Source organism: Streptomyces sp. NPDC034037 (assembly GCF_055575715.1).
The window spans coordinates 318473-333215 of sequence record NZ_JBVISC010000003.1 but is presented as its reverse complement, the minus strand read 5'-3'; the positions used below and the strand labels follow the sequence as shown (position 1 = coordinate 333215).

The 14743-nt window shown below is 73.5% G+C and carries 19 protein-coding genes; 9 read left to right on the top strand and 10 right to left on the bottom strand.

Going from position 1 to position 14743, the window contains the following annotated elements; genetic code table 11:
• Positions 1-377: 377 nt before the first annotated feature.
• Entirely contained in the window at positions 378-971 is a 594-nt protein-coding gene (locus ACZ516_RS12125) for an RNA polymerase sigma factor (protein ID WP_361085176.1), read from the bottom strand.
• A 154-nt stretch (positions 972-1125) separates the two neighbouring features.
• On the opposite strand from ACZ516_RS12125, the gene ACZ516_RS12120 reads away from it, so the two are divergent.
• The 3 genes from ACZ516_RS12120 to ACZ516_RS12110 all read left to right on the top strand — a co-directional run bounded on the left by ACZ516_RS12120 (position 1126) and on the right by ACZ516_RS12110 (position 3931).
• Positions 1126-2187: a MerR family transcriptional regulator gene (locus ACZ516_RS12120; RefSeq protein WP_469009907.1), complete on the top strand. Its 1062-nt coding sequence runs from the start codon at positions 1126-1128 to the stop codon at positions 2185-2187.
• Positions 2188-2268: 81 nt separating this feature from the next.
• Positions 2269-3357, top strand: coding sequence for a GNAT family N-acetyltransferase (locus ACZ516_RS12115; protein WP_361085170.1), 1089 nt, complete (start codon positions 2269-2271; stop codon positions 3355-3357).
• 175 nt (positions 3358-3532) lie between these two features.
• A complete protein-coding gene (locus ACZ516_RS12110) occupies positions 3533-3931 on the top strand; it encodes a nuclear transport factor 2 family protein (RefSeq protein ID WP_361085167.1) in 399 nt (132 codons plus the stop codon).
• 25 nt (positions 3932-3956) lie between these two features.
• On the opposite strand, the gene ACZ516_RS12105 is transcribed toward ACZ516_RS12110, so the two are convergent.
• The 4 genes from ACZ516_RS12105 to ACZ516_RS12090 are packed head-to-tail and all read right to left on the bottom strand — an operon-like array spanning position 3957 to position 6370.
• Entirely contained in the window at positions 3957-4541 is a 585-nt protein-coding gene (locus tag ACZ516_RS12105) for an alkaline shock response membrane anchor protein AmaP (RefSeq protein WP_469009905.1), read from the bottom strand.
• A complete protein-coding gene (locus ACZ516_RS12100; protein WP_469009904.1) occupies positions 4538-5593 on the bottom strand; it encodes a DUF6286 domain-containing protein in 1056 nt (351 codons plus the stop codon). Before ACZ516_RS12100 ends, ACZ516_RS12105 begins: the two co-directional genes overlap by 4 nt.
• Complete coding sequence (locus ACZ516_RS12095) at positions 5590-5775, bottom strand: hypothetical protein (RefSeq protein WP_469009902.1); 186 nt, start codon at positions 5773-5775, stop codon at positions 5590-5592. Before ACZ516_RS12095 ends, ACZ516_RS12100 begins: the two co-directional genes overlap by 4 nt.
• Positions 5776-5833: 58 nt before the next feature.
• Complete coding sequence (locus ACZ516_RS12090; protein ID WP_358700790.1) at positions 5834-6370, bottom strand: Asp23/Gls24 family envelope stress response protein; 537 nt, start codon at positions 6368-6370, stop codon at positions 5834-5836.
• A 215-nt stretch (positions 6371-6585) separates the two neighbouring features.
• Between ACZ516_RS12090 and ACZ516_RS12085 the strand changes: the two genes are divergently transcribed.
• The 6 genes from ACZ516_RS12085 (at position 6586) to ACZ516_RS12060 (ending at position 10179) form a co-directional block, all read left to right on the top strand.
• Positions 6586-7176, top strand: coding sequence for an RNA polymerase sigma factor (locus ACZ516_RS12085; RefSeq protein WP_358588701.1), 591 nt, complete (start codon positions 6586-6588; stop codon positions 7174-7176).
• A complete protein-coding gene (locus ACZ516_RS12080) occupies positions 7167-7847 on the top strand; it encodes an Asp23/Gls24 family envelope stress response protein (protein WP_469009901.1) in 681 nt (226 codons plus the stop codon). Before ACZ516_RS12085 ends, ACZ516_RS12080 begins: the two co-directional genes overlap by 10 nt.
• The gene (locus ACZ516_RS12075) at positions 7844-8212 is read left to right on the top strand and encodes a hypothetical protein (RefSeq protein ID WP_469009900.1); all 369 of its coding nucleotides are present in this window, start codon (positions 7844-7846) and stop codon (positions 8210-8212) included. Before ACZ516_RS12080 ends, ACZ516_RS12075 begins: the two co-directional genes overlap by 4 nt.
• 155 nt (positions 8213-8367) lie before the next feature.
• Positions 8368-8982: a hypothetical protein gene (locus ACZ516_RS12070; protein ID WP_469009899.1), complete on the top strand. Its 615-nt coding sequence runs from the start codon at positions 8368-8370 to the stop codon at positions 8980-8982.
• A 270-nt stretch (positions 8983-9252) separates the two neighbouring features.
• Positions 9253-9519: a GlsB/YeaQ/YmgE family stress response membrane protein gene (locus ACZ516_RS12065; protein ID WP_361085144.1), complete on the top strand. Its 267-nt coding sequence runs from the start codon at positions 9253-9255 to the stop codon at positions 9517-9519.
• A gap of 96 nt (positions 9520-9615) precedes the next feature.
• Complete coding sequence (locus ACZ516_RS12060; RefSeq protein ID WP_361085141.1) at positions 9616-10179, top strand: type 1 glutamine amidotransferase domain-containing protein; 564 nt, start codon at positions 9616-9618, stop codon at positions 10177-10179.
• Between the two features lie 83 nt (positions 10180-10262).
• On the opposite strand, the gene ACZ516_RS12055 is transcribed toward ACZ516_RS12060, so the two are convergent.
• From ACZ516_RS12055 to ACZ516_RS12035, 5 genes are all read right to left on the bottom strand, one after another.
• Positions 10263-10952: a hypothetical protein gene (locus ACZ516_RS12055; protein ID WP_469009898.1), complete on the bottom strand. Its 690-nt coding sequence runs from the start codon at positions 10950-10952 to the stop codon at positions 10263-10265.
• 211 nt (positions 10953-11163) lie between these two features.
• Entirely contained in the window at positions 11164-12168 is a 1005-nt protein-coding gene (locus ACZ516_RS12050; RefSeq protein WP_358588717.1) for a YdcF family protein, read from the bottom strand.
• Between the two features lie 84 nt (positions 12169-12252).
• Entirely contained in the window at positions 12253-12885 is a 633-nt protein-coding gene (locus tag ACZ516_RS12045) for a hypothetical protein (RefSeq protein WP_469009896.1), read from the bottom strand.
• A gap of 140 nt (positions 12886-13025) precedes the next feature.
• Entirely contained in the window at positions 13026-13604 is a 579-nt protein-coding gene (locus tag ACZ516_RS12040) for a VanZ family protein (protein ID WP_358698778.1), read from the bottom strand.
• Positions 13605-13763: 159 nt separating this feature from the next.
• Positions 13764-14702: a YihY/virulence factor BrkB family protein gene (locus tag ACZ516_RS12035; RefSeq protein WP_469009895.1), complete on the bottom strand. Its 939-nt coding sequence runs from the start codon at positions 14700-14702 to the stop codon at positions 13764-13766.
• Positions 14703-14743 lie beyond the last annotated feature (41 nt).

Genomic DNA, 14743 nt, shown 5'->3' with positions numbered 1-14743 from the left:
GCGCCGCCCGTTGCCGACACGTCGCCCCGTGGTCGGACCCGGGGCAGACCGTGGAGGTACGCGCGCGTCAGCTTCTGGTAGGACCACCGGCCGCGCCATCGACCCGGGGCGTGACCAAGGGGGCCGCGTCGGGGCCGTGGGGACGCGCCCGCGCGTCACGGGGCGCCCCCACGGTCCTCGGCCGCCGTTCGGGGGCAACGGCGACGCCCCTCAGCGGCGCCGACCCCGCTGAGAGGCGTGGGGAGCGAGGTCCGGGCGCCCCCTGCCGACCCCGAGTCGGCGACGACCACGAAGGGCTGCCCCTTGCTTCCGCCGCCCGGGGGCGCGCGGATGCACCAGGCCGAGGATTTCTTCCGCTCGCTGCGGCCGAGGGCTTCTCATGCCTCGCGGGAGGCGTCCCCCAGCAGCGCGCGAAGCCGCTGCATGCCGCGTCGCGCGTGGCTCTTGACCGTGCCCAGCGGCCACCCGGTGCGCTCGGCGATCTGCGGCTGCGTGAGATCCTCGTAGAACGTCAGGCGCAGCACCGTCCGCTGCGGCGCCGGAAGCCGTGCCAACTCCCGTTCCACGAGCACCCGGTCGAGGACCACGTCCGCCTCCGGGCGGCCGGGGCGGCCCGTGGCGTGCAGCAGCCCCGCGTCCTCCACGAGGTCCGCCCTGCGCGTCCGCGCCGTCAGCGCGTCCGCGACCTTCCGCCGCGTGATGCCCGTCAACCACGCCATGGGGCTGCCCAGTTCGGGCCGGTACCCGGCGTGGCCGCGCCACGCGGCGAGGAAGACCTGCTGGGCGACGTCCTCCGCCTCGCGGCTGTCGCCGAGCGCGCGCCATGCCAGCGCCCGCACCCGGGGCCCGCACCTGCGGTACACCGCGTCGAGGCACGCCTCGTCGCCGCGCGCCAGCCCCACCGCCAACGCCTCCTCCCGCCACGGCACTTCGCCGAAGGCCGCCGCGGGCTGTGACACCGCTGTGCTCATCGACGCCTCGTCCGCTCCTCGTAGTGATCGCCGACGCCTCGTTCCCGAAGCGAATCGGTCAGGCGGGCCGCGGTTTCGGCCGCGGCTGGGTCATCTTGGGAGCAGCCCCGGACACCCGGCAACCCGCATCGGTTGTGCGTCGTATCGTGAGCGCATGAGCCAGCCTCCGGGACCCAGGGGACGCACCGAAGCGGTGCGGGGCCGCCCGTCGGACGAGGCGAGGGGCGGCTGGACGGCCAGTGCGACGGAGGAAGCCGCCGTCACCACCGGCGCCCTGGCCAGGCGCCTTGGAGTGTCCCCCACGACCTTGCGCACCTGGGACCGCAGATACGGCCTCGGCCCCGCCCGGCGGGAGTCCGGCCGCCACCGCCGCTGGTCAGAGCGGGACATCGCGGTCGTCGAGGAAATGGGCCGCCTCACCGCACGGGGAGTGCCCCCGGCCGACGCCGCCCGCACAGCCCTCCGACTCACCCCCGCCTCCTGCGGCATAAGCCCAGATCCCACCCTCGTACCCCCGTCCGGCACTCCCGGGCCGACGCGCACCGGACCGCCCGACTCCCTCGCCCGCCGGCGCAAGGGCCTTGCCCGCGCCGCCGTCCGGCTCGACGCGCCCGCCGTCCAGGACCTGCTGACCGAGACGGTGGAGCGCCACGGCCTCATCACCGCCTGGCAGGACGTGATGGCGCCGACACTGCACGCGGTGGGCCGCAAATGGGAGGAGGCGGGCGACCGGTACGTGGAGGTCGAACACCTGCTGTCCTGGCACGTCTCCCGCACCCTGCACCACCGCGCCGCCACCGCCACCCCGAGCGCCTCGCCCCGCGCGACACCGCTCGTGCTGGCCTGCGTCCCCGGCGAGCAGCACTCGCTCCCGCTGGAGGCGCTCAGCGCGGCTCTGGGCGAACTGGGCGTCCCCCAGCGCATGTTCGGCGCGGCTGTGCCCGTCGAGGCGCTCTCGGCGGCGGTCCGCAGGACGGGCCCCGAGATCGTCGTCCTGTGGTCGCAGGCCCGCTCCACCGCGAGCGTGCCACTGGCCCAGCACCTCGCCGACACCCGCTGGGGCGTACGCGGCGCCCGCGGCCGGCCCGTCGTCATGCTCGGCGGCCCCGGCTGGGCGGGACCCGCGGTGCGCGGCGCGCTGCGGCCGACCTCGCTCCAGGAGGCGCTGGCCCAGATCGGCACGGTGCGCAGCCGGCCGAGCGGCGGGCCGGATTGACCCGCGCGGCCCGCCGACACCCATGCATACGTGTACGGTTTCGCGACTTTTGAGCATCGCCGAGAGGACGGTCGATCTGAGGTGGACATCACCATCCACGGGCTCGACGGGCTGAGTGACGCCCTGCGTTCGGCCTGGCACCAGGCGATGGACGAGTCGCCCGAGTACGCCAACCCCTTCCTCGCACCGGAGTTCGCGGAAGGCGTCGCCGCATTCCGGGCCGGCGCGCAGGTGGCCGTCCTGCGGGAGGACGACAGGCCCGTGGGCTTCCTCCCGTACGAACGCAACCCTCTCGGCGTCGGCCGCGCCATCGGGCTCGGCCTCTCCGACTGCCAGGCGCTCGTGCACCGCCCCGGAGTCACCTGGGACACCGATGACCTGCTGAAGGCCTGCGGCCTGTCGGTCTTCGAGTTCGACCACCTCGTCCAGGAGCAGAAGCCCTTCACCGGCCACGTCACGGGTACGTTCGCCTCGCCGGTGCTCGACCTGACGGCCGGCGACGGCAACTACCCCCACTGGCTGCGCGCCACCTACCCCGGGCTGGCCAAGACGGTCCTGAAGAAGGAGCGCCGCCTGGCCCGCGACGCCGGCGAGACGCGGTTCGTCCACGACGAGCGCGACCCGCGCGTACTGCGCACCCTCATGCGCTGGAAGTCCGCCCAGTACCGCAGGACCGGCCGCATGGACCGGTTCGCGCGGCCCTGGATCGTCGGCCTGGTCGACCACCTCTTCCGTGTCCGCGAGGAGCACTTCACCGGCGTGCTGTCCGTCGTCTACGCCGGTGACCGGCCGGTCGCCGCGCACTTCGGGCCCGCCTCGCGCACGGTCCTCGCGGCGTGGTTCACCGCGTACGACCCCGCGTTCCGCTACTACTCGCCCGGCCTGATGCTGCACCTGCGCATGGCCGAGGCGGCGGGTCGCGCCGGAATCCGGCTGATGGACATGGGGCGGGGCGAGAAGGAGTACAAGGACTGGCTCAAGACACGTGAGCTGCGCGTGGGCGAGGGCTTCGCGACCCGCCCGCACCCGGTGGCCGCCGCGCACCGCCTTTGGCGCCGACCCGTGCGCGGCCTGCGGAACACGGTCCTGGCGCACCCGGGCCTGCGGGACCCGGCCGACCGGCTGCTGAGGACCGTCGGTGCCCTGCGCACGTCGAACCGCACGGGCTGACAGGTGCCGAGCCCCTACGGCTCGCGGCTCGCCGCGCGGATCACACGCCGAGCGGAGCCGACCTGGCGGAACGTGGCCGCCGCTGCTCGCCCGCACGATCAGCAACGCCCTGACGAAAGAAGCCGTACGACCCGCACGCCCCGGCATCCGTGCACCGCGCTGCTACCGTCGCGCCATGTCCAAGGCCGAGATAGACACGCTGACCGCCGACTTCTTCGGCGCTTTCGACAACCGGGGCGGCAAGCCCGCCGACGTGGCCCGGCTGCGCCGCCTGATGCTCCCCGGCGGGGTGATCGTCAGCACGGGCGAGAAGCTCACCGCCTACACCGTGGAGGAGTTCATCGAGCCTCGTGAGCGACTGCTGGCCGACGGCCGGCTCGTCGAGTTCTCCGAATGGGAGACCTCCGAGCGGACCTCGATCGTGGGCGACATCGCGGCGCGGTTCGGCGAGTACCGCAAGGCGGGAATCCTGGACGGCGAACCGTTCGAGGGGAGCGGCACCAAGAGCATCCAGTTCGTCCGCGGCGAGGACGGCTGGCGGATCGCGTCGTTCACCTGGTACGACCACTCCTGAGGTCAGTCCGAGGCCGGCTCCGGGGTCAACGTAGCCGTCGAGCCCTGTGGTGACGGCCCGTCAGTCGTACCTCGACCGTCAAGGGGCGGGGCGCCGCCGCGGCCCTCGCCTCGGCGACGGTCCGGCGCACGAGCTCGCCCAGTACGGCCTCCGGGCGGCCCTCGGCGGTGAGGACCAACGTGACGCGCGCCCTCAGCCGCCGCGGGCGGCCGAGCAGGCTCACGTGCGCGCGGGCAACCCCGTCGAGCCCCTGGGCCCGTTCGGCCACCGCCGCGGCGAGCGCGGGGCCGGACAGCGTCACCTCCGGCTGCCCGAGCGGCAGTTCACGCAGCCGCCCCGCCCGGACCTGTGCCACGCCCCAGCACAGTGACAGCAGTACGCCGACGGCCAGCGCGCTCATCACGAGCGGCGGCCACCAGCCCTGGTCCCGCCAACGGCCCAGGGCGTCCCCGTCCAGCCACGCCCTCCCGGAACCGAGGCGGGGCCAGTCCGAGGGCAGCCGGTCGCGCACCACATCGGTCGCCGAGCCCAGCACCGCCCCCACGGCCAGCAACGCCACGCCGGCGCAGGCCAGGACGGCGCGATTGGTGCCGTTACGGAGCCGGCTCATGCGCGGCTGCTCCCCTGCGTCGTAGCCGTCGTAGCCGTCGTAGCCGTCGTGGCCGTCGTGGCCGTCGTGGAGTCCGACGTGGGGGAGGGCGAGGCGGGTGAACCGGCCGGGCCGGAACCCGTGTTCGCCCCGGGCGGTGTCGGAGCGCGCCAGAGGGGATCGGTCCGCACCCGCGCCCTCAACCGCGAGGACCTCGCCAGGCCACACGCGCCCAACGCCTCCTCGCAGGCCTCGGTCACCGCTCGGCGCGCGGACTCCAGGCCGCCGAACCCGAGCCGGGCACGTACTCGCGCCCCGCGCCGGCCGACCCGCACGCGCACCCGCGTGATCCCCGGCACCTCCGACACGGCGTCGCGCAGCAGCGCCGACACGGCCCGCCGGTCGAGGACGGCCCGGACGCCCTCGGCCGGCGCCGCCATCGGCAGCAGGCGCCGCCGACCCGGTGTGAGGGCCAGCACCAACAGCCACACGCCGAGCAGGAACACGGCGCCCGCCGACACCAGGCCGGGCCAGACACCGCTGTCCGGGCCGTGCGTGACCAGCCACTCCATGAGCCGCGCCCGCCATCGGGCAGGAGGACGGCCCGCCGCGTGCACCCGGACCACGTCGTACAGGAAGGCCCCGCAGACCGCCGCGCAGCCGAACGCCGACACCGCGGCGGGGACCCGGCGTTGCGACCAGGGCCGCCCGGTCCCGGACCGGCCCTGCCCCGCCCGCGCCACCGGCGCGGCCGCCTCCGCGCCCTGCCTCGGCTCCCGCACCCGCAGGGCGCGGACCCGCACCCGTGCCGAGGGCACGACGAGTCCGGTCAGTCCGGCCGTCCGGTCGGCGACATGCGAGCGCACGCGTTCACCCGCGTCATCGAGCACCGTCGGATAGGGCAGCGTCACGGCGACACTCACCCGGGCCCGGCGCCCGCGCACGGCGGCGGACCCCCGGGCGGCCTGGACCTCGCCCGAAGGCAGCGCCTCCGTGGCGGCCCGTTCCGCGATGCGGCGGACCGCGCGCTCGGCCACGGTGGTCGCGCCGCGGTCCGCCGCCGGCACGCTCATCGGCGCTCCCGGTCACGGCCGCCGAGGAAGGTCCGCAGGTCCGTGCCGTCGTCCACCAGGCGCCCCACGACGAAGCCGACCGCGCCGAGCGCGGCCACCAGAAGGAAGGCGCCGAAGCCGCCGAACCACCCGGCGGAGCCGAGGGCCATCCCGGCGATCATGCCGGCCAGAGCTGTGCTCACCACTCACCTCACACCACAGAAGGAGACACCACGGCCATGCCCGGACCCGCTCCGGGCGCTACTCCACGCGCGTCTCGCCCGTGGCGTCCGAGGTGTCGTCGTCCGGCAGGCGTACGTCGTTGACCGCGACGTTGACCTCGACGACCTCCAGGCCCGTGATGCGCTCCACGGCCGCGACGACGTTCTCGCGCACGTCGTGGGCGACATCGGTGATCGGCACGCCGTACTCGACGACGATGTCCAGGTCGATGGCCGTCTGCCGCTCGCCGACCTCCACCTTCACCCCGCGTCCGACGTTGGGGCGCCCGCCGGGGACGCGGTCGCGGACCGCGCCGAGGGTGCGCGAGAGCCCGCCGCCCATGTCGAACACGCCGGGGATCTCCCGCGCCGCCATGCCGGCGATCTTCACCACCACCACATCGGCGATGGAGGTCTTCCCGCGTGTCGCGGCGGGCTCACCCGGGCCCGTCCGGCCCGTCACGGTGGTGGTGCCGGCGCTCTTTTGGATCGTGCCGGTGGAACCGGTCGAGCCCGCAGGGCCGACGGGCTCGCCGCCGGACGTGGTCGCGTTCGAGCGGATGTCCTGAGTCGTCATGCCGCCATCTCCTCGGTCGAAGTCCTGCCGTCGGTCGCCGGTGCGTCGCGCACCCGACCGGGTGCCCGGCTTCCCGCTTGTCTGACACGGTTGCCGGCAATTCGTTACGCGCCTCGGCAGAACTGCTCCTTCCGGGAGGTAACGTGCCTTCGCCGCGTAACGCCGGCGGCCTTCCGTGTGTCGTACGAGCACGACCTGGATGAGAGGAGCCGCGTGTGCCCGGGGACCGGGGCCAAGCGCCCGAGGGCCGAGCGGAGCAGCCCGCACGGCACGACGACGGATTGCTGGCGGTACGGGCCGGGGAAGGTGACGAAGAGGCCTTCGAGGAACTGGTGCGCCGCCACGCGCCCCCGCTGCTGCGCCTGGCGACGCGGCTGCTGGGAAGCAGGACGGAGGCCGAGGACGCCGTGCAGGAGTCTTTCGTGAGCGCTTGGCGCAAGCTGCCGGAGTTCCGCGCCGACGCGCGGTTCGGCACCTGGATACACCGGATCGTCACCAACCGGTGCCTGAACGTGCTGCGCGCGCGCCGCCCGGCCCTCGACCTGGCGGGCGTGCCCGAGCCGCAGGCGCCGGACCACGAGGCCTCGCCCGTCCGGGTGGCCGAGGGGCACGCCGCCGTGGCGGACCTGACCAGGGCGATGGCGGGCCTGTCACCGGAGCAACGGGTGTGCTGGGTGCTGCGCGAACTCAACGGCCTCTCCTACGAATCCATCGCCGAGTCGGTCGGGATCAGCCCGGAGGCGGTGCGCGGCCGCGTCTTTCGGGCACGGCGCTATCTCACGGAGGCGATGGCCGCATGGCGATGAACGAGGGGACCGGATCGGGCGTGGAGCGCGGGGTGCCCGCCGGGGGGCGGCAGCCGGACGAGGGCTGCGCGGAGCGCGAGCCGCTGCCGTGCGGACGGGACCTGTGGGGCGTCTGGGAGCGCGGCGAGAGCGGCGAGCCGGACCCCCACGCCGCCGAATGCCCGCACTGCACCGAGGCGCTGGAGACCCTGCGCCGGCTGGAGGACGTCGTCTCCGCCGCGCGCCGGCGGGAACCGCGCGAGCGGGAGGCCGACGCCTCCGCGCTCGTCGGCCGGGTCATGGACGTGGTGCGGCTCGAACTGCGGCCCGGCCGGACGCTTCCGCTCGGCGAGGAGGAAGAGGACGCCTGGATCGTGGAGGCGGCCGCCGCCCGGACCGTGCGCGCGGCGGCGGAGAGCCTGGCGGGGGTGCGGGCGGGCAGCTGCCGCATCGAGGTGCCGTCCGAGGCCGACGAGCCCGCCGGCCCCCGGGACCGCTCGCGCAGGGGCCCTGTCATGATCCGCCTCGAAGTGCAGGCGGCGCTCGCCCCGAATCTGCGGGAGACCGCCGAGCGGGTCCGCCGGCGGGTCCTGGCGGCGGTCCGCGCCGAACTGGGCATGCCGGTCCTGGCCGTCGACGTGACGATCACGGACATCACCGGCGACGACGACACCGAAGGACGGCAGCCGTGACCGAACAGCCCGCTTCCGGTGATCTCACCGACGCCGTCGCACGGGCGGTGCTCGGCACGGCCGGGGTCGCCTTCCTGCGCCCCGGCCTGGCGCAACTGCTGCGCGCCTCGGGCCCCTTGACCCGGCTGAACCGGGACGGCGGGGGCGCGGGCACCGGCCGGTCCGGGCGCTCGGCGGGCGTACGCGTGAAAGGGGGCGGTGACGCGGGGCGGTGGCACGTCGAGGTCCACGTCGTCCTGCACCGCGGCCACCGCGCGGTGGACGTGACACGGGCGGTGCGCGCCGCCGTCGCCGAGACCGTGCGCGAAGCGCTCGGGGCACCCGAACCCCCACGGGTGTCCGTGACCGTGACGGGGCTGGTGTGAGGCGGCGTGTTGCCGTTCGGTGACATGGCGGACAGACCTGTGACGCGCGAGAGGGCAACGACCCCGGGGTGTGGCGGGTCGTATGAGGCGTGGGATCCAAGGGCGGACCGATCCGTCCGAAGCACGTCGACCGACCGAAAACATGTGGGGGAACGATGAGGATGAACACGCGAATCGACAAGAAGCTGCTCGCCGCGGCCGCCGTACTGGCCGCGTCAGGTGTCGCCGCGACAACGGTGCCTGCCTCCGCTGCCGACGACACCCCCCGCTTCCTGGCGGCTTCCGAACTGCCGCCGCACGCCTCGTCGGCCTGGCAGGCCGGGCCGGTGACGGCGGGGCAGCCGGACCCCCTGCCGATGTGTGTCGGTGAGGCGCTGCCGTCGATCTCCGTGCACCGCGCGTACCGCACGGACCTGGACACCGGCGCGCTGCAGGTGACCGTGGTCGAGCGCAGCGAGCAGCGGGCCAAGGACTTCGCGGCCCTGCTGCGCAAGAAGCTCGACGGATGCGCCGAGACGGTGATGAAGCTCGACCCCGAGATCACCGCGAAGCAGAAGTACTACGGCAAGCTGGACGTCGAGGAGGGCGCCCATGTCTACGGCGTCCACACGGTCGCCTCGTGGGGGGCCTCCGACATCAACATGTTCTCGGTGGGGCGCGACGGCACCACCGTGACGCTCGTGCAGTGGGGTCAGATGGGCGGCTTCGCGGACGCCCAGGTCTCCGACTTCAAGACCACGACCGTCACCGCCGTCAACAAGCTCTACTGACGGTCACGGAGCTGTGCTGATTTTCGGCAGCTGATGCCCGGCTGCTGATGTCCGGCTCCGACGGATCCGCATGGCATCCGCCGGAGCCGGACATCAGGACTTCGTGCCCTGCCGGAAGAGTCGTTGGTCCCGAGTGCCGCCGAACCCACCGGGGCACCCGATCATTGCTCCGGTCGCCGGACTCGTCTGGCGCCGCCCCCCAGTGTGGTCATGCTGAAGGCGGGTACCGGAGCGACCGATCGACTTCGAAAGTGAACGGAAGGTAGCACCGTGGGCGTCATCGCCTGGATTCTGGTCGGCTTGATCGCAGGGGCGATCGCGAAGGCACTGACGCCGGGGAGGGACCCGGGCGGAATCATCGTCACCATGCTGCTCGGCATCGTCGGCGGGCTGCTCGGCGGCTGGCTCGGCAAGCTGATCTTCGGAGTGGAGTCGATCAACGGGTTCTTCCACCTGTCGACGTGGATCGCCGCCGTCGTCGGATCGGTGGTCGTCCTGTTCCTCTACCGCATGGTGACCGGCCGCACCGCCCGCTGAGGCCGAAGACCACGGCGCACGAAGAACTCGGCGTGCGAAGAAGACGGCGCCGAGGGAAGCCGAAGGAAACAGCACAGCACCAGGAAAGGCAACCTCATGGCTGACAACACCCTGAACGGCCGCCGCGTACTGGCGATCGTGACCAACTACGGAGTCGAACAGGACGAGCTGGTGGTGCCGGTGCAGCACCTGCGCTCCCGCGGCGCGCACGTCGACGTGGCCGCCGTGTCGAGGGAGGAGATCCGCACCCTGGTGGGGGACAAGGACCCCGGCAAGAGCGTCGAGGCCGACGTCACCCTCGCCGACGTGGACGCCTCCTCCTACGACCTGCTGCTGGTCCCCGGCGGCACGGTCAACGCCGACACCCTGCGCCTGGAGGAGAAGGCCGTCGACATCGTCCGCTCCTTCGCCGAGCCCGGCCGCAAGGTCGCGGCCATCTGCCACGGCCCGTGGCTGCTGGTGGAGGCCGACGTGCTCGACGGCAAGACCCTGACGTCCTACGCCTCGGTCGCCACCGACATCCGCAACGCCAAGGGCACCTGGGTCGACAAGTCCGTCATGCGCTGCGACGCCAAGGGCTGGGAGCTCATCACCTCCCGCAACCCCGACGACCTCGACGACTTCCTCCGCGAGATCGACTCCGCGCTCGAAGCGGCCTGAGCGGCGGCCCGCCGCGCGGCGGGACCACCTGACACACCGGTGGTCGGGAGACTCCCTCCCGGCCACCGGTGTGTCCGCGCGCGTCAGGACTCCCGGCGCCGCGTCCGGTACACGGTGTATCCGCCGGCCGCGAGGACCAGTGCCACCCCGGCCCCCACATACCCGGCGTCCACGCCCCGGGACCCGCCCGTCCCCGCCCGCACACCCCGCTCCGGGGTCGGCGTGGCCGCTCCCGCCACGGTGATCGAGTACGTGGAGGTGCCGCCGCCGGGACACGAGACGTGCACGGTGTGGGCGCCGGAGTGGGCGTCCGGGCGGATGGTGCCCGTCCCGGTGTAGATGCCGGCCGAGCCGGTGGACAGCTGGACGTTCTGGGTGAAGGCGTCCGAGCGGGCGGTGGCCGACGGGGCGTGGCAGCCGCCGCTGACGGAGACGACCACCGACTGCCCCGGCCTGCCGGGGCTCGGTGTGATCGACAGCGACGGCTGCCCCCCGGCCTCCTCGTGCTGCCCCCCGGCCTCCTCGTGCTGCCCCCCGGCCTCCTCGTGCTGCCTCCCGGCCTCCTCGGGCGGCTGCCAGGCCTCCTCGGGCGGCCGTCCGGCCTCTTCCTCCATCGGCCTCTCGGCCTCCTCCTGCAGCGGCATCGTCTCGTCCATGTCGCTGCGCGTGTGCGGCGCCGGCGGAGGTTCTGCCTCGGCCCGGGCCTGCGGAGCGAGCGAGGCGAACGCCAGGGCGGTGAACACGGCTGCGGTGACGGTGGGACGGACGCGCATGAGTGGAGACCTCGATCCTTCGCGCGGCCGGGAGCACACCTCCCTGCGGACTCCGCGCTGCCCCTCATGCAAGGCGCAACCGGCGTCCGCTGCGCGCCGGACACGGCCACGCGGAGTAGCCCGCCACCGCGGCCGACCACCATGGCCGACCACCTCGGCGAACGGGTGACGAGCGGATCGGGGAGAACCGGCGACGCGCGGGCGTCTCGCGCTAACGGGCCGACCAGACCAGCACTCCGCCGAGGACGAACAACAGGCAGATGGCGAGGTTGGTCCAGCGGTAGGCGACCAGCACGGCGGCGAACTCGCGGAGCGTCGCGTTGGGCCAGAAGTACCGGGCGGTGGGCGCGCCCACCACCTGACCCCTGACGCCGAGCCGCCGGGCGGTGACCGCGGCACGGAAGGCGTGGTAGTTGTTCGTGACGACCACGCACCGGTAGTCGGGCTTCGCCGCCTCCATGATGGCCTTGCTGAACAGCAGGTTCTCCTCCGTGGTCGTCGACCGGTCCTCCCGCTCGACGAGATCGGCGGGAAAACCGCGCTCCGTCAGATAGTCGGCCATGGCGTGGGATTCCGGCAGCTCCTCGTCCGGCCCCTGACCGCCCGAGGTGATGAGTACGGGGGAGCCCCCGCGCGCGGAGAGCCGCTCGTGCACCTCCCGCGCCCGCCCGAGACGACTGGCCAGCAACGGCGGCACCGTCGAGCCGCCGACGAGCCCCGAGCCGAGGACGACCACGAAGTCGGCCTTGCGGCGGATCCGCAGCCGCCCGTAGAGGAAGGCGTAGCAGACGAAGCTCAGGAACAGGAACGAGATGTAGCCCGACAGGCCGAGGGCGGCCGCCCCCACCCCGAGCAGCACCGGCGTGCGCACGACCGCGGCCGTGACGACCAGGGCGATCACGCCGAGGATGCCCAGGGCGGCCATCAGGGAGAGCAGATTGGTCGGGCTCCTGCCCTCCTTGCGCGCCATCCGCAGGCCGTTGACGAACAAAAGGTACGTCAGGACGAGGATGCCGAGCGCGCCGACCGTCAGCAGGGAGAAGGCGATGACCAGGCCGGACGTCGAGCCCGACCGCAGCAGTTGGGACATCCAGGCGACCAGCCCGCACACGACGGCGAGCCCCAGGAGCACGGCGTTGCCGAATCTTCGGCGTTCCCGCAGCACCCGCCAGCAGAAGACGAGGAAGAGCAGGGCTGCCGGCGCGTAGACGAACATCCGCACAGCGTAAGGGGGTGCCAGGGCACGGGTGACGCGCACCCCCTGCCCACCGGCTGCCCGGCGCCCCCGGTGCGCCCGGTGTCAGTGCCGAGTGGAGTGGGCCGTGCGCTGGGAGGGCACCCCGAAGGGGCGGTGGGGCCGGGGGTGACCGGCCTGCGCGTCGGCCTTGCGGTCCTGCGGCCGGGGCAGCAGCAGCTCGTGGAAGAGCTCGTACCCGGCGAGCATCGCGCGGCGCATCGCCTCCGTGTCGGCCTCGCCGGCGGCCGCACGCCGCGCGCACTCGTGCAGCTCACGGCAGCCCTGAGCGTGCCGCGGGCAGTGCAGCGACAGGGCGTCGGCCTGCCGCTCACGCGACTCCGCGGGGAAGCCGCGCTCGACGGCCAGCCGGTTGAGCAGCGCGTTGGCGCGGGCGACCGTCTGCCCCGGGGCCTCGATGAACCGCTCCTGCACGAGGGCCCATTCGGTGCGGTAGCGCTCACGGACGTCCGTGGTCAGCCCCTTGACCCGCAGACCGCCGAAGCGCCGCAGCCGCTCGCTGAGCTCCCGCTCGGCGGCCGCCGTGTCCCCTTGGTTCCGTGTCACCGCGCGATCGAACTCGGGGCCGAAGCGGCGCCGCAGGTCGTCGGTGGTCGTCTGGTTCAGCGGGCGGGCGAGCAGCAGCGCGGTGACGATCGCCACTGCCGCACCCAAAATGGCCAGCATGCTTGCGGACATGTGCCTGCCTTCCGCAGAGGATCCCTCACGCGAGGCTTTCGCTACAGCGAGTTACCAACCCGGGGGGTAAATAAACGCATTGGGTGGCATTCGCGGGGTGATTCACCTTTCCAGGCCTGAGGAGGACCGAAGATGCCTGGTCAGGGGCTCGACACGCCGCGTTTGGTGAAGCGGTGCCACCAGTGCCGACGGCGCGGGTGCACGGCCCGTCCGAGCCGCCGTCCCAGCAGGAGGTAGCCGAGCAGCGCGCCCGTCGTGTTGAGGATGACGTCGTCGATGTCGAAGGTCCGGCCGGTGACGAAGGCGCCCTGCGCCAGTTCCACCAGCACCATGGTCAGCGCCGTGGCCACCGCCACCCGTACCAGTCCCCGCGTACGGGGGAGCAGCACCGGGAACAGCATCCCGAACGGCACTCCCAGGAGGATGTTGCCGCCTATCTGCTTGACGGTGTCGCGGAAGGCGGGCTGGGCGAGGTAGTCGCGGATGGAGTCACCGGGCGTGAAGTTGCTGTGCGTCAGGTCCACGGAAGCCGCCGAGGGCTGCAGGGTCAGCCGGGCGAGCACCACCCCGAAGGCGACCATCCCGGCGAAGGCGACGAACATCGCGGCTCCGCGCGCCACGGGGGACAGGGGCGCTCTGCGCCCGTCCGCCGCCTCGATGTCCTGTTCCCGGGTTCCGCTTTCTTCCGTCAGCTGCCGGTATCGATCTGTTCGTGCCATCAGTGTCTCCGGGGGGTCGGGGCTCTGGACCGGGCGGCACGGCGGGCGGTGCCACGCAAACGAGTTCCTCCGTCCGCGCGTTCCAAGCACGGTCCGGCGCCCCGACCCTCGACGCAAGCCCCCGGCACTCCACGAAAGGTGTCCGACGGTCGGCCGACGTCAGCGCGCGGCGGTCCGGGCGCGGGCCAGTTCCACGGTGAACTGCGCCCCGGAGAGCAGCGCGAGGTTGGACACCCACAGCCACACCAGGAAGACCACGACGCCCGCGAGGGAGCCGTAGAGCTTGCCGTAGGTGCCGAACCCCGACGCGTACCAGGTGAACAGGCCGGAGGCGAGCAGCCACAGCAGCGCGGCCAGCAGACCGCCGGGCAGTATCTGCCGCCAACCGCGCGCCACGGGCGGCCCGTTGCGAAAGAGCACGAGGACGAGCAGCGCCACCAGACACAGCAGCGCCGGCCACTGCAGCACGCTCCAAGCGGTCCGCCCCGCGTCACCGAGGCCGACGCGCCGCCCCAGCCCGGCGGCGAGCGGACCACTCAGGACGAGCAGCAGCGCGCTGGCGACCAGCAGCGCGAGCAGCGTCACCGCGGTCATGAGGACGCGGTGCGCCTTGCGCAGCGCGGGCCGGCAGTCCTCCACGCCGTGCATCGCGTGCAGCGCCCGCCGGAAGACGGCCGCGTAACTGGACGCCGACCACACCGCGCTGACCGCTCCGCCGATCATCACCATGAGGGCCGCGGACCGGGCGTCGGCCATCTCGCTGAGCGCCTCGTGCAGGGAGCGGCCCGACTCCGCGGGCGCCCAGTCGGTGACCTCCGCGATGAGCGCCGCGGTCGTGGAGGGCGAGACCAGGCTGATCAGGCTCACCGTGACGAGCAGGGCGGGGAGCAGCGCGAGGATCGCGTAGTACGTCAGCGCCGCGGCCCAGTCCGACACGTCGTCGTTCCACATGGATATGGGGGTGCGCCGCAGCGCGCGGCGCCCCATGGCCCACGTCGAGGACACCTCCGCGGGCCCGGCCGGGGCGGTGGGGGCCGCCCCGGTCCCGTGCGGGAACCCCGCGCACCCTCCGTCGGCGGTCGACGGCGGACTGTCCATGGGGATGCTCCTTCTCGGATGTGCGCGACGCGAGGGGCGGC

What these genes read in the sequence shown, in the direction of transcription:
- ACZ516_RS12125 (WP_361085176.1), bottom strand. Translation starts at nt 971, where the DNA reads ATGAGCACAGCGGTGTCACAGCCCGCGGCGGCCTTCGGCGAAGTGCCG.
- ACZ516_RS12120 (WP_469009907.1), top strand. Translation starts at nt 1,126, where the DNA reads ATGAGCCAGCCTCCGGGACCCAGGGGACGCACCGAAGCGGTGCGGGGC.
- ACZ516_RS12110 (WP_361085167.1), top strand. Translation starts at nt 3,533, where the DNA reads ATGTCCAAGGCCGAGATAGACACGCTGACCGCCGACTTCTTCGGCGCT.
- ACZ516_RS12105 (WP_469009905.1), bottom strand. Translation starts at nt 4,541, where the DNA reads ATGAGCCGGCTCCGTAACGGCACCAATCGCGCCGTCCTGGCCTGCGCC.
- ACZ516_RS12100 (WP_469009904.1), bottom strand. Translation starts at nt 5,593, where the DNA reads ATGAGCGTGCCGGCGGCGGACCGCGGCGCGACCACCGTGGCCGAGCGC.
- ACZ516_RS12090 (WP_358700790.1), bottom strand. Translation starts at nt 6,370, where the DNA reads ATGACGACTCAGGACATCCGCTCGAACGCGACCACGTCCGGCGGCGAG.
- ACZ516_RS12080 (WP_469009901.1), top strand. Translation starts at nt 7,167, where the DNA reads ATGGCGATGAACGAGGGGACCGGATCGGGCGTGGAGCGCGGGGTGCCC.
- ACZ516_RS12070 (WP_469009899.1), top strand. Translation starts at nt 8,368, where the DNA reads ATGAGGATGAACACGCGAATCGACAAGAAGCTGCTCGCCGCGGCCGCC.
- ACZ516_RS12060 (WP_361085141.1), top strand. Translation starts at nt 9,616, where the DNA reads ATGGCTGACAACACCCTGAACGGCCGCCGCGTACTGGCGATCGTGACC.
- ACZ516_RS12055 (WP_469009898.1), bottom strand. Translation starts at nt 10,952, where the DNA reads ATGCGCGTCCGTCCCACCGTCACCGCAGCCGTGTTCACCGCCCTGGCG.
- ACZ516_RS12050 (WP_358588717.1), bottom strand. Translation starts at nt 12,168, where the DNA reads ATGTTCGTCTACGCGCCGGCAGCCCTGCTCTTCCTCGTCTTCTGCTGG.
- ACZ516_RS12045 (WP_469009896.1), bottom strand. Translation starts at nt 12,885, where the DNA reads ATGTCCGCAAGCATGCTGGCCATTTTGGGTGCGGCAGTGGCGATCGTC.
- ACZ516_RS12040 (WP_358698778.1), bottom strand. Translation starts at nt 13,604, where the DNA reads ATGGCACGAACAGATCGATACCGGCAGCTGACGGAAGAAAGCGGAACC.
- ACZ516_RS12035 (WP_469009895.1), bottom strand. Translation starts at nt 14,702, where the DNA reads ATGGACAGTCCGCCGTCGACCGCCGACGGAGGGTGCGCGGGGTTCCCG.